This window comes from Streptomyces sp. NPDC107538 (assembly GCF_055657445.1).
The window spans coordinates 690,264-707,693 of the sequence record NZ_JBVKAY010000001.1; the positions used below are offsets into that span (position 1 = coordinate 690,264).

General features: G+C 69.0%; 17 protein-coding genes and 4 pseudogenes. 9 read left to right on the forward strand and 12 right to left on the reverse strand.

Going from position 1 to position 17,430, the window contains the following annotated elements; all coding sequences use genetic code 11:
* Positions 1 to 14: 14 nt before the first annotated feature.
* The gene (locus ACZ7MG_RS02980; RefSeq protein WP_471395702.1) at positions 15 to 590 is read left to right on the forward strand and encodes a PadR family transcriptional regulator; all 576 of its coding nucleotides are present in this window, start codon (positions 15 to 17) and stop codon (positions 588 to 590) included.
* Between the two features lie 41 nt (positions 591 to 631).
* Here ACZ7MG_RS02980 and ACZ7MG_RS02985 read toward each other — a convergent pair whose 3' ends face one another.
* Positions 632 to 1,168 (reverse strand): hypothetical protein, encoded by a 537-nt coding sequence (locus tag ACZ7MG_RS02985; protein ID WP_471395703.1) that lies wholly within the window; start codon positions 1,166 to 1,168, stop codon positions 632 to 634.
* 200 nt (positions 1,169 to 1,368) lie between these two features.
* Entirely contained in the window at positions 1,369 to 2,268 is a 900-nt protein-coding gene (locus tag ACZ7MG_RS02990; protein WP_471395745.1) for a fibronectin type III domain-containing protein, read from the reverse strand.
* A 498-nt stretch (positions 2,269 to 2,766) separates the two neighbouring features.
* Between ACZ7MG_RS02990 and ACZ7MG_RS02995 the strand changes: the two genes are divergently transcribed.
* Positions 2,767 to 3,498, forward strand: a complete 732-nt coding sequence (locus tag ACZ7MG_RS02995; protein WP_471395746.1) for a glycoside hydrolase family 75 protein — start codon at positions 2,767 to 2,769, stop codon at positions 3,496 to 3,498.
* 51 nt (positions 3,499 to 3,549) lie between these two features.
* Here the strand turns inward: ACZ7MG_RS02995 and ACZ7MG_RS03000 are convergent, their stop codons facing one another.
* The 3 genes from ACZ7MG_RS03000 to dhaK all read right to left on the reverse strand — a co-directional run bounded on the left by ACZ7MG_RS03000 (position 3,550) and on the right by dhaK (position 5,711).
* Positions 3,550 to 4,023, reverse strand: a complete 474-nt coding sequence (locus ACZ7MG_RS03000; RefSeq protein WP_471395704.1) for a PTS-dependent dihydroxyacetone kinase phosphotransferase subunit DhaM — start codon at positions 4,021 to 4,023, stop codon at positions 3,550 to 3,552.
* Positions 4,016 to 4,633, reverse strand: coding sequence for a dihydroxyacetone kinase subunit DhaL (dhaL, locus tag ACZ7MG_RS03005; protein ID WP_471395705.1), 618 nt, complete (start codon positions 4,631 to 4,633; stop codon positions 4,016 to 4,018). The genes ACZ7MG_RS03000 and dhaL overlap by 8 nt, the downstream gene beginning before the upstream one ends.
* 85 nt (positions 4,634 to 4,718) lie before the next feature.
* Entirely contained in the window at positions 4,719 to 5,711 is a 993-nt protein-coding gene (gene dhaK, locus ACZ7MG_RS03010) for a dihydroxyacetone kinase subunit DhaK (protein ID WP_471395706.1), read from the reverse strand.
* A gap of 675 nt (positions 5,712 to 6,386) precedes the next feature.
* On the opposite strand from dhaK, the pseudogene ACZ7MG_RS03015 reads away from it, so the two are divergent.
* Both ACZ7MG_RS03015 and ACZ7MG_RS03020 read left to right on the forward strand, forming a co-directional pair.
* A pseudogene (locus tag ACZ7MG_RS03015) lies at positions 6,387 to 6,817 on the forward strand (transposase); the annotation flags it as partial.
* Positions 6,818 to 6,841: 24 nt separating this feature from the next.
* A pseudogene (locus tag ACZ7MG_RS03020) lies at positions 6,842 to 7,693 on the forward strand (IS5 family transposase); the annotation flags it as partial.
* 21 nt (positions 7,694 to 7,714) lie between these two features.
* On the opposite strand, the gene ACZ7MG_RS03025 reads toward ACZ7MG_RS03020, so the two are convergent.
* Together ACZ7MG_RS03025 and ACZ7MG_RS03030 are read right to left on the reverse strand one after the other, a co-directional pair.
* Positions 7,715 to 8,230 carry a DinB family protein gene (locus ACZ7MG_RS03025; protein ID WP_471395707.1) on the reverse strand — a complete coding sequence of 172 codons (516 nt, stop codon included), beginning with the start codon at positions 8,228 to 8,230 and terminating at the stop codon, positions 7,715 to 7,717.
* 251 nt (positions 8,231 to 8,481) lie between these two features.
* On the reverse strand, positions 8,482 to 9,237 hold the full coding sequence (locus tag ACZ7MG_RS03030) for a WD40 repeat domain-containing protein (RefSeq protein WP_471395708.1): 756 nt from the start codon (positions 9,235 to 9,237) through the stop codon (positions 8,482 to 8,484).
* A gap of 177 nt (positions 9,238 to 9,414) precedes the next feature.
* Here ACZ7MG_RS03030 and ACZ7MG_RS03035 point away from each other — a divergent pair, with 177 nt between their 5' ends.
* Positions 9,415 to 9,747 carry a hypothetical protein gene (locus ACZ7MG_RS03035; RefSeq protein WP_471395709.1) on the forward strand — a complete coding sequence of 111 codons (333 nt, stop codon included), beginning with the start codon at positions 9,415 to 9,417 and terminating at the stop codon, positions 9,745 to 9,747.
* On the opposite strand, the gene ACZ7MG_RS03040 is transcribed toward ACZ7MG_RS03035, so the two are convergent.
* Positions 9,717 to 10,325 carry a hypothetical protein gene (locus ACZ7MG_RS03040; RefSeq protein WP_471395710.1) on the reverse strand — a complete coding sequence of 203 codons (609 nt, stop codon included), beginning with the start codon at positions 10,323 to 10,325 and terminating at the stop codon, positions 9,717 to 9,719. The genes ACZ7MG_RS03035 and ACZ7MG_RS03040 overlap by 31 nt on opposite strands.
* A 377-nt stretch (positions 10,326 to 10,702) precedes the next feature.
* Between ACZ7MG_RS03040 and ACZ7MG_RS03045 the strand changes: the two genes are divergently transcribed.
* Entirely contained in the window at positions 10,703 to 11,818 is a 1,116-nt protein-coding gene (locus ACZ7MG_RS03045; RefSeq protein ID WP_471395711.1) for an alpha/beta hydrolase, read from the forward strand.
* Positions 11,819 to 12,063: 245 nt separating this feature from the next.
* Positions 12,064 to 12,255, forward strand: coding sequence for a hypothetical protein (locus tag ACZ7MG_RS03050; RefSeq protein ID WP_471395712.1), 192 nt, complete (start codon positions 12,064 to 12,066; stop codon positions 12,253 to 12,255).
* Positions 12,256 to 12,907: 652 nt separating this feature from the next.
* On the opposite strand, the gene ACZ7MG_RS03055 is transcribed toward ACZ7MG_RS03050, so the two are convergent.
* Positions 12,908 to 13,375 (reverse strand): DUF6194 family protein, encoded by a 468-nt coding sequence (locus ACZ7MG_RS03055; RefSeq protein WP_471395747.1) that lies wholly within the window; start codon positions 13,373 to 13,375, stop codon positions 12,908 to 12,910.
* A gap of 32 nt (positions 13,376 to 13,407) precedes the next feature.
* Between ACZ7MG_RS03055 and ACZ7MG_RS03060 the strand changes: the two genes are divergently transcribed.
* Positions 13,408 to 14,214, forward strand: coding sequence for a MerR family transcriptional regulator (locus tag ACZ7MG_RS03060; protein WP_471395713.1), 807 nt, complete (start codon positions 13,408 to 13,410; stop codon positions 14,212 to 14,214).
* A 424-nt stretch (positions 14,215 to 14,638) separates the two neighbouring features.
* Here ACZ7MG_RS03060 and ACZ7MG_RS03065 read toward each other — a convergent pair whose 3' ends face one another.
* From ACZ7MG_RS03065 to ACZ7MG_RS03075, 3 genes and pseudogenes are all read right to left on the reverse strand, one after another.
* Complete coding sequence (locus ACZ7MG_RS03065) at positions 14,639 to 15,079, reverse strand: hypothetical protein (protein ID WP_471395749.1); 441 nt, start codon at positions 15,077 to 15,079, stop codon at positions 14,639 to 14,641.
* An 11-nt stretch (positions 15,080 to 15,090) separates the two neighbouring features.
* A pseudogene (locus ACZ7MG_RS03070) lies at positions 15,091 to 15,237 on the reverse strand (IS5/IS1182 family transposase); the annotation flags it as partial.
* Between the two features lie 128 nt (positions 15,238 to 15,365).
* Complete coding sequence (locus ACZ7MG_RS03075) at positions 15,366 to 16,778, reverse strand: cytochrome P450 family protein (RefSeq protein WP_471395714.1); 1,413 nt, start codon at positions 16,776 to 16,778, stop codon at positions 15,366 to 15,368.
* A gap of 128 nt (positions 16,779 to 16,906) precedes the next feature.
* Between ACZ7MG_RS03075 and ACZ7MG_RS03080 the strand changes: the two are divergent.
* Positions 16,907 to 17,323: pseudogene (locus tag ACZ7MG_RS03080) on the forward strand (winged helix-turn-helix domain-containing protein); the annotation flags it as partial.
* Positions 17,324 to 17,430 lie beyond the last annotated feature (107 nt).

Below are 17,430 nucleotides of genomic sequence, written 5' to 3' on the forward strand. Positions count from 1 at the left end.
CTTAGGATGAGCCCATGTCACTCCCGCACGCGATCCTCACCGCCCTGCTGGAAAAGCCCTCGTCGGGCCTCGAACTGACCCGGCGGTTCGACCGGTCGATCGGCTACTTCTGGTCGGCGACGCACCAGCAGATCTATCGCGAGCTGGGAAAACTGGAGGGCGAGGGCTACATCCGCGCCCTGCCCTCCGAGCGGCCGGCCCGGGGCCAGAAGAAGAGCTACGAGGTCCTGCCGGCCGGCCGTGCGGAACTGGCCCGCTGGACCTCCGCGCCCCAGGACCCCAAGCCGTGGCGCGACACGCTCTTCGTCCGGCTGCGCGCGGCGGCGGTGGTCGGCACCGCGGGTCTCCAGGACGACCTACGACGCCATCTCGTCCTGCACGAGCGGAAGTTGGCGGAGTATCAGGAGATCGAGAAGCGGGACTTCGGGCCCGGCCGGGACACGGACCAGGACCGGCTCCAGCATCTGATCCTGCGGGCGGGGATCGACCTGCAGACCTTCTGGACCCAGTGGCTGACCAACGCCCTGGAGGAGTTCGAGACGCTGCCGGGGGACCGCGGCGGCGGTGAGGAGGACGCGGGGACGGCGTAGCGGGCCGTCCGCGTCACGGGCGGGCGCTCGCCCGGGGGCCGTCAGAGGCGGTGCGGCTTGGCCCGGCGGCGCAGGTACCAGACGGCCGCCCCCGTGCCCACGGCCACCAGCGCCCCGCCGCCCATCAGGGTGACGGTGCCGTACTCCCGGGTCGCCCCGCCGACACCGCCCATGACGCCGCGCGCGGGTGAGGCCGTGGTGGAGATGGTGGGGGTGGCGGCGGTGACGATGACGGACTGGGTGCCCGCCGTGGTTCCGTCCTTGCACACCACGATCACCGTGTACGTACCCGGGCCCACGTTCGACCAGGAGGCGGACTGGGTGGTGCTCGTGCCGGTGAGCGTCACCTGACGCCCCTGGGAGAAGTTCGCCTGCCCGCTGGAGAGCAGTGAGGCGGTGCCGAACGTGCCGTTGGTGCTGTCGGGGCAATCGCTGGTGTTGACGGTGACCGAGGATCCCGTGGTGCTGACCGAGATCCCCCTCGGGGCGGCGACGGCCGACGGCGCGGCCAAAGCGATCGGCAGCGCCGCGGCGGCCACCGTCAGGCCGGAGCGGAGGAGTAGCTGAGACGTACGCATGGTCTGCCCTCCAGCGGCACGGTGGCGGCACGTCCCGTGCACCGCCGAGGATCGGGAGACCCGTGCTGCCTCAGGGTGAGCCAACGTGCCGTACGCCCCACCCGCATGCGGACGACCCCCGGCCAGGTGACGGATACCGCCGTCCGGGGGACACCGGCCCGGGGGCGAGGGCCGCCCGGGGCCGGTCGGCCCTCGCGGACTCAGCCGCCGGTGGTGACCGTCCGCTCCGCCGAGAACCCGCCCCACGTCCCGTCCGGCAGCTTCGCGCGGATCCGCACCCGATATGTCACCCCGGCCTCCCGGCCCACGTAGAAACCGTGCGCGGCCCGGTCCCTGGGCGGTGTCCCGCCCCAGACGAGCGTGGTCGCGAGCCGCCCGTCGAGCTGGATCTCGTACTCCGTGATCACCCCGTCGACCCGCGGCGGCAGCCAGGACAGCTCGACGGAGTACGCCCCGTCGACCCGGCGGGTCTGCGCGCGGAACCCGGTGGGCGCGGTGCCCCGCCCGTCGTCGGCGCCCGGCGCGGTGGTGAGTCGCACCACCCGGCTCACCGGCGAGACGTTGTCCGCCGCGTCTCGCGCCCGCACGGTGAACGCGTACCGGGTACCGGGCCGCAGCCCCGTGACCACGGCGGCCGTCTGCTCCCCGCCGACGCTGTGGATCTTCGACCCGCCTTGCAGGATGTCGTACGACACCACGTCCCGGTCGTCCGTCGACGGCTCCCAGGACAGCTGGACCGCCTTGCTCCCGACCGCTTTTCCGCCGGGGCGCCCCGGCCGGGTCGGGGTCCGCCGGTCGGCCGTCCCGGCGGCGGGCGTCGTCGCCCGGACCTCCGCGCTGGGCGGCCCGAGATCGCCGGCGGCACCACGGGCCCGCACCGTGAACACATAGGTGGTGGACGGCCGGAGCCGGGTGATGTCCACCATGTGCTCGCCGCCCGGCACGTCCTTCACCTTCGTACGGCCCCGGTACACCTCGTACCCGGCGATCTCCGTGTCCCCGGACACCCGGTTCCACATCACATGCACGCTGGTCGCGCTCCCGGCGGCGGTGAGACCGGGCGGGGCAGGCGGCGGGCGCCGACCGGGGCTCTCCTCCATCGCGCAGGCGGAGATGAGGAGCAGCGAGCCGCAGAGCACCGACACCGTCACCGATGCCGGCACGGGAACGCGTCGCACGATCCTGCCCCCTCGATCGTCGAGCCACGGCGGGATTGGTCTGTACCTGTCTCCATGTATGACACGACTGACGCGGTCACATCAAGAGGTGGTGTGAAGCCACCGGGAGTCGCGACGCGGTTCACGACACGGCGGACGGCTACGTATGCTGATGCTCCGACACGACGTGAACTCGCCTGTCGCACAAGCCGGTTCATGTCGTACGGCGCGGGCCGCTGTCGTCGCCGATCCCGCGCCGACCAGAAGCGGCCGAGCGGCCGGGGCCGAGTCGGGCCCGGGCCCTCGGCCGCGCACCCCCACGCGACCCGCCCCCCGAGACACCGCCGTGGTCCGTCCGGCCCCCTCCCGGTGGCCGACCTCTCCGACCCCCACCACCTTTGGGTGAGTGCCCGTCATGTCCCCCAGGAGAGGGTCCTCATCGTGCGTGTCCGCTCGTTGACGCTGGCCGCCGTCGGCGCCGCCCTGCTGGCCCCCGTCGCCCTGCCCGCCCTGGCCCATCCGCAGCGGCAGGGGGCCCCGAGCGAGGGCGGGGTGACCGCCGCCGAACTGCTGGCGAGGGCACGTGGCTGCGTCCGGGTCTCCGAGGGGCTCTACCGCAGCGACGCCGGCACCCCGGCCGACATCCCCGTCTGCGGTGTCGACGGCGCGGTGTTCTGGAAGGCCGACATGGACATCGACTGCGACGGCCGGCCGAGCAGACGCTGCAACCGCGACACCGACCCGTGGTTCCAGCCCGCCACGTCGTTCCTGCAGTCCGACGGCCGCTATCTCAGGTCCGAGAGCCTGCCGTTCATCGTGGTCCCCGTCGCCAGCCGCGTCTGGGACTACCGGGTCCACGGCATCAAGGGCGGTTCGGTCGCCGCCGTCATCCACAAGGACCGGGTCCAGTACGCCGTCGTCGGCGACACCGGCCCCCAGAACATCATCGGCGAGGCCTCCTACGCCACCGCCGAGGCCCTCGGCATCCGCCCCGACCCGCGCACCGGCGGCACCGCCTCCGGCGTCACCTACATCGTCTTCGAGGACTCCAGGGTGACCCCGATCGAGGACCACGAGGCGGCGGTGGAACTGGGGGAGGAGCTGGCCCGGAAGTGGGTGGGCGAAGCGTCACCGCGCCGAGGAGCGGCGATGCGGGGCGGCACGACGAACTGACCACGAGGGCCGGAGCCCGGCGTCCGAACGGACGCAGGGACCCGGCAGATGTCACTCTTTTCGATACGTGTACGCCTCCGAAGCCGCGCCGGCCACCGCCGCGAGGTCGGCGCCCGTCGAGGCCGTGACGACCGCGGCGACCGCTCCCTCGACGAAGGGGGCGTCGACCAGCCGGGTGTCCGGCGGAAGTTCGTCGCCCTCGGCGAGGAGTGCCTTCACGGTGAGGACCGCGCTGCCGAGATCGGTGAGGACCGCGACCCCGGCGCCCCGGTCGACGGAGGCGGCCGCCGCCGAGATCAGCTCGGCGCTGGTGCCCAGTCCACCGTCCTCGGTCCCGCCGGCCGCGGCGACGGGAACCGCGGCGCCCGCACCGGCGAGCCCCCGCGCCAACTCGGCGACCGACGCGGCGACGGCGGCACTGTGCGACACCAACACGATGCCGACGAGCTTCTCGTCCTTCTTGTCCCTCTCGTTCTTGTAGTCCTTCTCGCCCTTCTCGCCCTTCTCGTCCTTCTCGTCAGCCATCGGTGGCCTCCCGGCTCCCGGCGGTGGTGGCGAGGGCCGCGATCAGGAGCGCGGCGGACGTGGCACCGGGGTCCTGGTGCCCGATGCTCCGCGCGCCGAGGTAACTGGCCCGGCCCTTGCGGGCCTGCAACGGCGTGGTCGCCCGCGCCCCCTCCTCGGCGGCGGCCCGGGCGGCGCCGAAGGACTCGGCGAGCGCGTCGACCGCCGGGACCAGCGTGTCGATCATGGTCTTGTCGCCGGGAGCGGCCCCGCCCAGCGCCATCACGGCGTCGACCCCGGCGCGCAGCGCGTCCGTCAGCTGGGCCTCGCTCACCTCGGCGTCGTCGCCGAGCGCCTTGCCGGTACGGCGCAGCAGGGTGCCGTACAGCGGGCCGGACGCGCCGCCGACGGTCGAGATCAGCTGCCGCCCGGAGAGCACGAGGACGGCGCCGGGCGTGTCCGGCGCCTCCTTCTCCAGGACGGCGGCCACGGCCGTGAACCCGCGGTGCAGATTGCTGCCGTGGTCGGCGTCCCCGATCGGCGAGTCGAGCGCCGTGAGCCGCTCGGCCTCGCGCTCCACCGAGGCCGCGGTGGCCGCCATCCAACGACGGAAGAAGTCGGCGTCGAGCACGGAATCTCCTTGCGTGGTACGTGATGTGACTGACCGTGAGGTACGGGGCGGAGGGGGCCCCGGCTGTACGTGCCGGGTGCCGGCCTTACGCACCCCAGCGCAGCCCCGGCGTACGCACCGGCGCGTCGTACAACCGCAGCAACTCCTCGTCGATCTGACACAGCGTCACCGAGGCACCGGCCATGTCGAGCGAGGTGACGTAGTTGCCGACGAGGGTGCGGGCCACGGCGACCCCGCGTTCGGTGAGGACGCGCTGCACCTCCGCGTTGAAGCCGTACAGCTCCAGCAGCGGGGTGGCGCCCATGCCGTTGACGAGCAGCAGGACCGGGTTGCGGGGGCTCATATCGTCCAGGATGGCGTTCACCGAGAAGTCGGCGATCTCGCGGGAGGTCATCATCGCGCGCCGCTCCCGCCCCGGCTCCCCGTGGATGCCGACGCCCAACTCCAGCTCTCCGGCGGGGAGATCGAAGGTCGGGCTGCCCTTGGCGGGGGTGGTGCAGGCGCTCAGGGCCACGCCGAAACTGCGGGAGTTCTCATTGACCTGCCGCGCCAGCGCCTCGACCCGCTCCAGGGTCTGCCCCTCCTCGGCGGCGGCCCCCGCGATCTTCTCCACGAAGAGGGTCGCGCCCGTACCGCGCCGCCCGGCGGTGTACAGACTGTCCGTCACGGCCACGTCGTCGTCGACGAGCACCTTGGCGATCCGGATGCCCTCGTCCTCGGCGAGTTCGGCGGCCATGTCGAAGTTCAGTACGTCACCGGTGTAGTTCTTCACGATGAACAGCACCCCGGCGCCGCTGTCCACGGCCGCCGCGGCCCGCACCATCTGGTCCGGCACGGGCGAGGTGAACACCTCACCGGGACAGGCCGCCGACAGCATCCCGGGCCCCACGAACCCCCCGTGCAACGGCTCGTGCCCCGAGCCACCCCCGGAAACCAGCCCCACCTTCCCGGCCACCGGCGCGTCCCTCCGCACCACCACCCGGTTCTCCACATCCACGGTCAACTCAGGATGCGCGACCGCCATACCCCGCAACGCGTCCGCGACCACGCTCTCCGCGACGTTGATCAGCATTTTCACCGGTACCTCCTGTAGACGTTGCCAGACGAGCCGCTGCCCCGCATCTCCGCTGGTCACTGCAGAGCTGGTCAATTATTGATCGTGGCGGTCGGTGACGGTCGGTGGCGGGGCGTCAGATCTCTGGAGCGGTCGGGCACGCGTCGGCGGGGACGCGTCTGCTGGAAGTATCGACCTTGCGACAGCGAAGGTCACGTGCCCGGGCGTTGATGAGCGTGCCAGGGTGCCCGCGGCTCCCTGCCGGTTGCACCATGGGCGGTCCCGAATCGGGGATCGGGGGGCGGAAGGGAACGCTCGAATCGCTGGCGAGGTGGTGTGAGGAAACCTCGGCTCCGACAGTGCGGGTGACTCGCCGGAACCGAAGTGCTTTCCTTACCGCTTCAGCAAGTACCTCACCGACTTCTTCGCCGAGCTCGGCACGGACTGGGTGCACGACGGCTCCGGCCCGGTGCCGCTGGGTGGCCGACATCCTTGCAGCGATGCTGGCAGAGCCGCACGACAGTACCTGCACAACCGTCGAAGTCGTTCCTGACCCGCACCACGCCGACCTCCACCTACACCTGTTCCACCCGTACCTTCTCCAGGTGCGGGAACACGATGCCCAGCAAGTCATCGCACAGCGCAGACCATGCCACCGGGATCACGCTCCGTCACCCCGTCACGGAAATCTTGACTAGCCAGGGCCTGAGGCCGCCCAAGGGCCGAACCTGGGGTCGCCGGGGCCACACCCCGGTGGTGGGCGTCACAGCCTCAGGCACCAAACGTGTCTCCATGGCGGCGCTGATCTCCGCCGAAGCCAGCCGCCGGCCACGGCTGATCTACCGTGTCCACCTCGATCGGGGCCCCGCCAAAGGTCGGCGCAAGGGCTTCACCGAGACCGACTACGCCCGCCTGCTAGATGCCGCACACCAGCAACTCGGCGGCCCGATCGTCCTGGTATGGGACACCTGGACACGCACATCAGCCGCAGCATGCGGAAGCTGATTGACGTCCGATTACGGCTGACAATCTACCAACTGCCGCCGTATGCACCTGAGTTCAACCCGGTCGATGGCGTGTGGTCGTACCTGAAGAGGTCACTGGCCAACCCCATCAAGACCGGCCTCGATCTCCAACCGCCGTAACCTCAGCCATTGAAGTGGGCACGGCTGAAGCCATATCTGCCGAAGTCCGGGCAGCCCGGCGGCCGTTGGGCTGGTCACCGTAGGGTCATCAACGGGATCCTGTATCGGAATCGGACCGGGGTGCCGTGGCGGGATCCGCCTGTGCGCTTCGGGAAGTGGAAGACCGTGTACGAGCGGCACAGACACTGGTCGGCGGACGGCACATGGGACAAGCTCTTCGCGTCAGTCCTGGCCGACGCCGACGCGGAAGGCCGCATCGACTGGTCCATGGTGAGCGTGGGCTCCACTGCTTGCCGGGCTCACCAGCACGCTGCCGGAGCGCGAAGAAGACCTCCGCGGGTGCCGGGGAAAAGACGCACGTCTCGGCAGCACCGCCCCGACGAGGGACTCGGACGCTCCCGGGGCGGACTGACCTGCAAGATCCATCTCGCTGGTGAAGGCGGCCGGCGCCCGCTGTCCCTGCTGATCACTCCAGGCCAGTGGGGCGACGCCCCGCAGCTCATCCCCGTCATGGAACGCATCCGCGTCGGCCGGCTCGGCGGAGGCCGCCCTCGCACCCGGCCTGACCATCTCGGCGGTGACCAGGCGTACTCCGCCCGGCGAAACCGCCGCTACCCGCGCAGGCGCCAAATCAAGCACACCATCCCCGAACCGAAGAACCAGCGAGCCAACCAAAAACGCCGTGGCAGCGAAGGCGGACGGCCTGCTGGTTTCAACAAGACGGTCTACAAGCGGAGGAACGAAGTCGAGCGGACGATCAACGCGCTGCAGAACTTCCGGGCCGTGGCCACGCGGTTCGACAAGCGGGCCTACGTCTTCCACGGCACGGTCACCGTGGCAGCGATCCGGCTGTGGCTCCGCTCGCAACCCGCACGACAGGCGTCAGGCGCCGGTCCGCCCGTCGACGAGCTCACGCACGACATCGAGGTGGCCGTTGTGGCGGGACGTCTCCTCAATGAGGTGGAGGATCACCCACCGGAGGTCGACATGGCGGCCGTCGCTGACGGGACGATTGGCCGTTGAGTTCAGGTCGTGGTCGGACACCAGGCGACGGTAGCGGGCGCTCTGCTCCTCGTACTCGACAAGAAGCTGGGGCAACGGGATGTCGACTGCTGTCCGCATCTCAGGGTCGGGATCATCGTCGGTCGCCCCAGCAAGCGGCCCCGCGAGCTCCTCGCCCAGAAACATCACTTGGAACCAGTAGTACTCGACCCAACGCAGATGGCTGATCAGCCCGCACAACGTCATCAGCGGTGAACTCGGGAGCGGGGCCTTGCGGGCGTCTTCGGCGGACACGCCCTCACACTTGGCTCGCGCGGTGTCACGGGCGTAGTCCAGGAAGGTGACCAGCTGCGTACGCTCGTCCCACGTAGGAGGTGTGTCGGTTCGTTGAGTCATCGCGAGGAGTTTCCCGCAGCTCGGAACGGGTGTCGACCCGATTGATCGGAAGCACCGTCAAGTGCCACAGCACCGGCTGTGCTCGGGGAGAGCCCGGCAAGATCCGCCGGACAGGCCCTGGCTTGCACTGCCCCGTGGCGACGAGAATTTTCGAAGCAGCGACGGAAGCGAACCCCAGGCCGGAAGTTGGTGCGATGGCCCCCCGTCAAGGAAACCCACCGCCTCTGGAGGTGCCGATCGACTCACCCTGCTCAGACCTTCCAGTACGACAGGCCGGGCGCGTACATCCTCCACTGAGCCCTCGTCAGCTCGCCTTCGCCGGTGCGCGCGCACACCGTCTCGATCGCCCGCGCCGGATCGACGGTGTAGCGCTGGAGCGGCACGTGGTCGCTGCCCGCGTACACCGTCGTGCCGTCGGGGCTGAAGGCGAGGGTGTCGACCTGTTCGCCGGAGGTGGCGAGCGGGTCGCCGAGCGGTTGCTGGGTGGCGATGTCCCACAACTGGAGGCTGCCTGCCTCACCGCCCACCGCGAGCGTCTTCCCGTCGGGGCTGACGGCGAGAGCACTGGTCGCTTCGGAGGTGTCGCCGAAGACGGCGTCGCCGATGTCGTCGGGGAGAGCGGAGAAGACGTTGCGGAGGACACCGACCCGCTCGCGGAGCTTGCCGTCCCACAGGGCCACCCGGCCCGTCTGGTCGCCGGCCGCGAACAGGGAGCCGTCCGTCGCGAAGGCGAGGGCGCCGATCCCGTCGCCCTGTACCAGATTCCGCACGTTGACCTTGCGGGGCAGAGCGAGGGCCCAGTTGTCGCCGACCAGCAGCCGGCCGTCAGGGGACGCGGCCAGGTGGCTGCTGGAGGGGGACAGATGGGCAGCCGTTCTGCGGCCGCGGGCCGTGTCCCAAGTCTCGTTGGACAGGCTGCCCGTGGTGCCGTCGAGAGTGTCGCTGGTGTGCAGGGCCCGGGTGGTGTGGAGGGTCTGGGCGCCGGGCCCCAGGGCGAGGGCGACCACGGCGGCGGAGTCCTTCGTGGCCAGGTCGAGGGTGGTGCGGATCCGGCGGCCAGGCAGGTCCCAGAATGGTTGGCGGCGCCGGAAACGTCACCTCGCTGACCCACTGCATGGCCCGGCTGACAGGTCGCCGTCTCCCGCCGCCGCTCGGCTGGGGCCGCGCGACGCAGCAGGGAGCGGATGCGTGCCACCAGGACGTCGCTCTTCCCCGGCCGCCGGGCCGGCCGACCGTCCCGTCCCGACCACATGTCCGCACTCCTGGGCGAGATCGGTGTCCCGGTCGCAGCCGCCCGCGGCGCCGCCATCCAGCAACAACTCCTCGAACTGCCCGCCCCCGTCGTCGCGGACGCCCTCGGCTACCGCGACAAGACCACCAGTCGCCTCCTCAGAGAGACCGGCGGGACCTGGAGCCGGTACGCCGCAGGCGACCACCTACGGTCACCATCCGACTGGACTCTCCATCGACTCACCGACGTTGAAGCTCAGATCACGTCCCGGACCGGCTGCGGGTAGCCGGTCTCGGCGATGTCCTCGGCCAGGTCTCCGAGGGTGACCTCCGAGTTCAGCGATGACACGAGCTTCTGGCTCAGCGGCCGCAAGGCATACACATCGCGCACCGCTTCCAGCGGCACGGAAACCTCGTAGTAGTCCTCGGCGAAGCGCTGGAACGCCTCCGGCGTGCGGTCGACCAAGAGCTCGAACAGGCCCGTTGCCCCGTCCGGGTCGGAACACCCGGTGGGAAAGTCGATCACGCCGTGTCGCCACCCACCATCCGTGGCACCCCGCCACAGGCAAGCCGTCACGACGGGGACGTCGTCCTGGTCGGTGAACGCCGGCTCCTCGACGAAGGGCTTGAAGACCTCCGGAACCTCGTCGATCACTCCCGGCCAGGGTTCGCCATCATTGCCATACGGGCTCATCGGTGCTTCGTGGTCGAAGCCACGGACATAGGCCCCGGCCGCCGAGAACACGATGGAGTACTCGCCCCCCGACCCGTTGCGCATCGACGCCATCTCCTCGCCGTCGGCCCAGTCGGCATTGAAGGAGTAGTACCGGCCTTCCCAGTCCGGGCTCAAGATCGCATCGAGCATCGCCAGTGAGCGGCACAGGTTCCGCAGGTCAGCGATGGAAGGGAGCTGGCGAGTTACGTCATGGACAGTCCCATCCTCATCCAACCCGATGCCCCTGACACTCAGAATCCCGCATCCGCATCGCCAACTTCCCGTGAAGGAACGCCGTTCGCGTGATTGTCACGGCCTGTGCCAGGGCCTTTGACGGCCCTTCCGCCTTCGACGACATGGGTGAAGATCGCAACGTGCCGTCGCCGAGACGTACGTCACAATTTGATTGCGTCAAATCTAGTCGTGCGCGACTTAGTCGCGAGCTACCGTTCTTGCCGTGGCGATGCCTGCTCCTCGGTAGCGCCGGCCCGTACCTCCGCTATCACCGACCCCATGGAGCGAGCCGTATGTCCTCCCACCCCCGCAAGCCCTTCGCCGGCCGTAAGATCGCGGTCGGGGTAGCCGTCCCCGTGATCCTGGGCTCGGTCCTGGCTGTCAATGGGTTGGCCACTACCGGGTCCACGTCGTCCCCGGCGCCGCCCGCGTCGGCCGGCTCCTCGGCAGAGAAGAGCACCGTGGTGCTCGAGAAGGACGCCCAGGCGTTCCTCGACGCCACCGCTGGCAGTCCCCCGATCAACACCCTCCCCATCGCCGAGGCCCGCAAGGTTCTCGACGACGCGCAGTCCGGCCCCGTCGACAAGCTCCCGGCGGACATCACCGAACGCACTCTGCCCGTCGGCCCCACCGGTGAGGTGTCCATCCGGATCGTCCGACCTCGGGGCGCCAAGGGGAAGCTCCCCGTGGTGATGTACTTCCACGGAGGCGGCTGGGTCCTGGGCAACGCCAACACCCACGACCGCCTGGTCCGCCAGATCGCCAACGGCGCCCACGCCGCCGTGGTCTTCGTGAACTACACTCCCTCGCCCGAGGCCCGCTTCCCGGTCGCGATCGAACAGGCCTATGCCGCGACCCGGTGGGTGTACCAGAACGGCGACAAGATCAACGTCGACGGGCGCCGGCTCGCTGTCGCCGGTGACAGCGTCGGTGGCAACATGAGCGCGGCCGTCACACTGATGGCCAAGCAGCGCGGCGGTCCCGCCCTGCGCCAGCAGGTCCTCTTCTATCCGGTCACCGACGCGAAGTTCGACACCACCTCATACAAGCAGTTCGCCAACGGATTCTTCCTCACCCGCGACGCCATGAAGTTCTTCTGGGACGCCTACGCTCCGGACCCCAAGCTGCGTAACGACATCCTTGCCTCCCCCCTGCGGGCCAGTCTCGACCAGCTGAAGGGGCTGCCGAAGGCGCTCGTCATCACTGGTGAGGCTGACGTGCTGCGTGACGAGGGCGAGGCCTATGCGGCCAAGCTGCGCGCCGCCGGTAATGACGTCACCGCCGTCCGCTACACGGGCATCACCCACGACTACGTGATGCTCAACGCCTTGAGCGAGACCAATGCCGCCAGGACAGCTGTCGATCAGGCCAACGCCGCCCTGCGCGCCGCATTCGCCTCCAAGGCGTGACCAGAGGGCATCGGCTCACGAGTACTGCCTCGACCTCGGCCGTTCGGCGGAATTGGGCGAGCTGACGCACCGACAGCATAGAGGCGCCGCTGACCTGTGAGGATGCGAGTGTCCGGGGCGTATCCGGTGCAGGAGTCAGGACACCTTTGCGGTGAGCGAGCGTACTTGAGAGGATCGTGGGCGGCCGGGCAACATACGCCGAGCTCGCCCGCAGGGACGAGGACTTCCACAGCGTTCGCGGCGGATTGCCGGATGAGAAGCTCGCGCTGCGGCTCGCCACCGGCGCCGACCGCCTGGAGACGGCACGCGCCGCCGACGTCCGCGTCGGCCGCCTCCGGCCCACCCGGCTCGACGCCGAGCGAGAAGTGCACCGCGTCGCCCTCATGCACACCGGCGGTTCGCTGCCGGCGGCGAAGCGGGCCGAGAACAGCGATTGAGCCCGCACGCCGTCCTGGAGCACGACGCCGCCAGGAAGGCCCACCGCATGGAGAACGGCTGGAGGGTCGCGGCCCGGGCGGCAGCGCCCGCTGATCGCACAAAAGCCGAGACGGCCCCAGGATTGCCCCCGAGGCCGCAGCAGGTCGACCAACTCTGAAGGAAGGTAACGACCGCATGGCCATCATGTCAGACAAGCCCACCGCCCCGTCCTGCGAGGGTCGTAGGCAGATCGCCACTGGCAGGCGAATACGTCGCCCGGCACAGTGCACCCTGACCATCGCGCCGACAGTGCTCAGTGCTCAGTGCTCACGGCACCGCCCCTCGACGGTCCGCTCGCCGACGAACAGGACCTGGACGATGTTCTCTTCGGTCCCTACGACGAGCACGCGAACGGCGAGGAGTGATCCGGCGGGCGCCGCTACGGGAGGTCAGCCCTTGGCGCGTTCGGTTCCAGGGGCCGGGGATCACCGACCAAGTGCCCGCCGGCAACCCGCCGTCCAGCACCGGTCGCCGGCATCCCGCCGGAGACTGCCCATCACCAGCCACCGCGCGAGTACGGAGGATCCATGGACTGGCGTCACAACGCCGTTTGTTGCCTGGAGGACCCCGAGCTCTTCTTCCCCACCGGCACGGCCGAACGCCAGTGCTGCATCAGGCAGGTCCTGGTTCGTTTCGCCGTGCGAACCGCGCTCGAGCAGCCTCGTGAGCGCTGCGCAGTAGCTGCACAACCGTGTCCGTTGTCCTCTCACCGGGATTGACGACGGAGATCCAGCTGAGCGCGCCGTATACCGGATGCGGCATCACACTGTCGGCGGCCGCGTAGTCACGAGGACGGCTGATGCTGCGTGGCTCCTCTCCAGTGAGCTCCTGGAACATCTCGCGGTCGATGTGGACGTTCACGCGCCAGCGGCCCGGAATGTCGAGGTCGGAAGCGTCGTCGTCGGGGTAGTTCTTGGTGACGATCGTCCCGTAGGGCTGAACGTTCTTGGGCAGCCGGCCGTCGGGGGCGTAGTAGAAGAACGCGTCTCCCCAGGCGAGTTCGGGAAAGCCGCCTCCCGGTTCCGGGATAAACACGAGTGCGCCGTCGAGGCCTCGCACGGTCGCGATGATCTGTTCCATACTCATGGTTCAAGCATTACCTTCAAGTGCTTATGTGGGGTTGGCCGGTGGACGAGACCACGAGCGGTTGGCGACGAGCACCGCTGAGAACAGTCGATGTCGCCCGGGAGTCGGGGTACTCGGTGCAACAGGTCCGCGACCTGGAGCGGCTGGGAGTCGTTCCCCCAGCCGCTCGATCGAGCAACGGTTATCGTTCATACACCCCAGCTCACGTGCATGCTCTTCGCGCCTACCGCGGACTCGCCGGTGCTGTTGGGCCTGCCGCAGCCCGGCAGATGCTCGCGGCGCTGCGGACGGAGACGATCGCGGCGGCCGCCTCGGCGATCAGCGCGGTGCACGTTCGGCTCGCGCGGGAACGGGACGAGGCTCTGCGTGCTCAACAAGCGTTGCGTGCGATCCACGGTGAGACGAACACACCCGAGTTCGAGCAGGAGAGCGACGCGATGACGATCACGCAGCTGGCCGCAGCGCTCGACGTCCGTCCCTCAACCCTGCGGTTCTGGGAGCAGGAAGGGCTCGTCATCCCCGAGCGAGTGACGTCACTGCGAGCACGTCGATACGGCCTCTCAGTGATCAGAGCGGCCCGAATCGTCGCGGCCCTCCGCGGCACCGGTCACGGCATTCCCGCAGTGCGCGACATCATGGGCTCCCTGCACCAGCTTGACGGCCTGGGAGAGACGCAACGCATCCTGCAGCACCGTCTTGACCAGATCGCCATGCGGACCGTGGCACTACTCCGAGCGGGCGCAGACTTGGCAGCCGTTGTCACGTCCGCTCAGGAACCGCCGATCGCCCGACAGACCCCGACCGCCTCGCGTGCTGACGATCCGGGTCGGTGACTGACCCAGCCGCGCTGGTTCAGAGCTCTGCTCAGATCCCGGTTGGCCTCCCTCGCGGCATCGAGATCGGATCGGGGCCTCCTCCAACGCGACCGTCAGCTCGACGTTCTGCTGCTCCAACCTCGTGATCTTTCGCTGTAGTTCGTCGATCTCGGCCGGGGCTCCGAGCCCTGACTCCTGCCATGCCTGGGCTCCCGGGGCCTGCGACAGCCGTTTCTCCAGCTGCTGGACGCGGGCGGCGAGGCGGGTGTTGCGGGCCTGGGCATTGGCGAGGTCGGCCTGGAGCGATGCCCGGCTGACCGGCGAGCTGCCGGCCAGGTCCTGGGGTGGCCGAGACGCTGATCGGGGTGCGGTTCTTCGCGGTGTTCCTGACTGCTGTGGCCGCCCGCTGGCGGCGGCGCTCGGAGTTGGCCTGACGGCCGTCTCACATGGTGGGGCTCATGGGAGTCCCCAGGGACGGACGTCGGGCATGGGCCGGCAGGCCCCCCCGGCCCGGGCTGGGCGATTCGCGGTATGCCGAGCATGACGGTGCGGCTGGGCGTACCACCGCGACGGCTTCCTCGATCTGGGAGCGTTCCTCGGGCGAGAGGTCGTGGAGGTCGGCCTTGACCCGGTTGATCAGGCGGCGGACGCGGCGGATCTCCTCCTCGGAGGGCACCGCTTCGCTCCGGGACCAGTCGTCGGCCTCGAAGGCTGACATGAGCCGTTCTCGGCTGCGGAGAAGGTCATCGAGGTATCGCTCCAGGTCGGGAAGGTAGGAGACGTCGGTGCGGAAGTGGTCGCAGCCGACACAGCGGAAGCGGAGCGGGCAGCTCTGTCCGCCGGCCGCGACGTTGTGGGGCTCCAGGCAGATGCCGTAGGCCATCGCGCGCGAGTGGATTCCCGGTCCGGCAATGCCTTGCGGCCGGGATACCGGAACCTGCGCTCACGCTGCGGCAGCAGCGGCTCCAGGCGGTCCCGCAACTCATCCGACACGATCCACGGCGACGTCCCCGCACCAGACCGAACGCTCAACTTCCGCACCAGTCACGGCAACCAGGACCGATCCACCTCTTTGTGTTAGCCGTTGTTAGCCGATCGCAGAGCAACTTGCCCGGAGGCCGGCGGATCTTCCGAAGATCGCGGTCATTTCCCGCGAGTGCAATGGTGCGTCACCTTCGACCGAATAGCAGACTTCGCAGCGACGACAGCAATCCCTTGGTCTCCGCCTTGGGTGAATGCGGCTGGCCCTCCGCCCGAGGGTCATAGGCGTCCCAAGAGTCACGGGGGGTGGGCTGGCGCGGCCTTTTGGGGCCGTGCATCTCGTAGCGTACCGGGAGCAGCCGTAGCCCACGTACCACCGGGCCTGATCGCCACGGCAATTGGTCGGGGGGAAGCGTGAGTTCCACCCTGGAGAAATGTTCGAAAATCCGGGCTACTGCCGTGGTCACAATCATGCTGGCCAGTTCGCGGGCGGCGCTCGGGCACTGGTGCGGGCCCGCTCCCCATCCCAGATGCGCCCGCGTACTGAGATCGTGGGCGAACAGGTTGGAAGAAGTGATGGCCAACAGGTCTCGATGGGCAGCGGCAGCCGATATCGAGACGGCATCACCTGCCCGTATCCAAAAATTGCCCATCCTCACATCACGGGCAGCGAAGCGGAAACACAGGTTCGCAACCGGAGGGTTGATCAGCGCGACGCGGTTGACCGATTCGCCGAGCAAGCCGATCGACACACTGCGCTGGACTGCATCATTGCCGCTCAGCACCTCGAGCAGGGTGTTCAGCACCATGGAGCCGGTGATGTCATTGAGGTATACGGCGTTCATGAACAACTCGCGCCCGAGTTGCTCGTCGGAGAGTTGAGGATCCGCCAGCAGCATGTACGACGTGAGATCGTCACCAGGTCTCGCCCGGCGGTGGGCGGACAGTCGAGTCATGGCAGCGAGGACCCTCGCAGTAGCCGGTGCGGCGGCGGGCCCGCCATCCAGCATCCGCCACAGGTCCATCACCAGTTCGTCACTGAGATCGCCCGGGAAGCCCAGCAGATCCGCTGTCACCATCAGGAGCAATGGCCTGGTGTACTGAGCACACAGATCGACGAATCCCGCCGGACCCGAATCTGCGGCAAGTGTTGCGATGAGATCATCTGCGTATCTGAGGACGGTCAAGCACAGGTCCCGCCCTTGGGGGGCATCCCAGCTAAGGAAAGGGCGAAGGGCGGAGTGGTGGGTCCGCCGCGCGCGCAGGTGCTCGTCCCCGTCCATGAACATGGTCTGCCGAACCTCGTACCCTGCGACGAGAGGCCAATCGCCCGGCAGCAAGCCCTCGGCCCTTGCCCTCCAGTGCCGGGGGTCGCGGCGCCACATGCTGTCGTTCCGCAGTACTTCCACGGCCTCCCTGTAATCGAGAACCAGCCACACGGGAACACCCATGAGCGCCACAGGCGCGACGGAGCCGAACCTGCTGCGCAGCCGCTCGTACATCCCGCCGGGGTTGGCGTCGAACTCGGCTGTGAGCAGCGGCTCCGCGGCGAGCGACTCAAGCGTCGGGCTGCCTGGTGGCGCGGTCTCGATCTTGTCCATGTGCTTACATATATCCAATGAAGCACGCACACAGAGTCACAGAAAGTTAAAGCTTCAATGATTTGCTACTGACCTTTTCGGTTGCCTTCGGGTTGTGACGTTGGGTGATCCCTGCGGTTTGCCGTGTCATGCGGTACGCGGATGGTGGGGGCCTGACAGCCGAGCGGCGGGCTGCGCGGGAACGGATCCGGATGGAAGCCGGCCGGAGGTTCGAGCGGGGTGGCAGAACGTCGGACATCGCCAAAGACCTTCGGGTGAGCGAGCGTTCGGTCGAGCAGCGGCGCCGGAACTGGCGTGAGCGCGGTCTGGAAGGTCTGCGGTCGAAGGGGCCCGCGAAGCTGCCGAAGCTGTCGGATGAGCGGTTCGCTGTGCTGGAAGAGGAGCTGGCGAAGGGGCCGGCGGCGCACGGCTGGGAGGACCAGTGGTGGACCCTGGAACGCGTCAGGACCCTGATCGGCTGCCAGTTCCAGGTCAGTCGCTCGATCGCGGGAGTCTGGCGGCTCCTGCACCGGCACGGCTGGTCCTGGCAGAGCCCGGCCCGTCGGTATCGTCCTGGTCCTGGCCTTCATCACTGTGGTCCTCGTAGCCGCTGCGGTGTTCTACACCGGATGGAACGAGGCCGGCGCCCTGCGCGACGCCACCCGCCTGCACA

Bases quoted from the DNA above. Each gene is read 5' to 3' on its own strand.
- ACZ7MG_RS02980 (WP_471395702.1), top strand. From the start codon at position 15: ATGTCACTCCCGCACGCGATCCTCACCGCCCTGCTGGAAAAGCCCTCG.
- ACZ7MG_RS02985 (WP_471395703.1), bottom strand. From the start codon at position 1,168: ATGCGTACGTCTCAGCTACTCCTCCGCTCCGGCCTGACGGTGGCCGCC.
- ACZ7MG_RS02990 (WP_471395745.1), bottom strand. From the start codon at position 2,268: ATGGAGGAGAGCCCCGGTCGGCGCCCGCCGCCTGCCCCGCCCGGTCTC.
- ACZ7MG_RS03000 (WP_471395704.1), bottom strand. From the start codon at position 4,023: ATGGCTGACGAGAAGGACGAGAAGGGCGAGAAGGGCGAGAAGGACTAC.
- ACZ7MG_RS03025 (WP_471395707.1), bottom strand. From the start codon at position 8,230: ATGACTCAACGAACCGACACACCTCCTACGTGGGACGAGCGTACGCAG.
- ACZ7MG_RS03035 (WP_471395709.1), top strand. From the start codon at position 9,415: ATGCGTGCCACCAGGACGTCGCTCTTCCCCGGCCGCCGGGCCGGCCGA.
- ACZ7MG_RS03040 (WP_471395710.1), bottom strand. From the start codon at position 10,325: ATGCTCGATGCGATCTTGAGCCCGGACTGGGAAGGCCGGTACTACTCC.
- ACZ7MG_RS03045 (WP_471395711.1), top strand. From the start codon at position 10,703: ATGTCCTCCCACCCCCGCAAGCCCTTCGCCGGCCGTAAGATCGCGGTC.
- ACZ7MG_RS03055 (WP_471395747.1), bottom strand. From the start codon at position 13,375: ATGGAACAGATCATCGCGACCGTGCGAGGCCTCGACGGCGCACTCGTG.
- ACZ7MG_RS03060 (WP_471395713.1), top strand. From the start codon at position 13,408: ATGTGGGGTTGGCCGGTGGACGAGACCACGAGCGGTTGGCGACGAGCA.
- ACZ7MG_RS03065 (WP_471395749.1), bottom strand. From the start codon at position 15,079: ATGGCCTACGGCATCTGCCTGGAGCCCCACAACGTCGCGGCCGGCGGA.
- ACZ7MG_RS03075 (WP_471395714.1), bottom strand. From the start codon at position 16,778: ATGGACAAGATCGAGACCGCGCCACCAGGCAGCCCGACGCTTGAGTCG.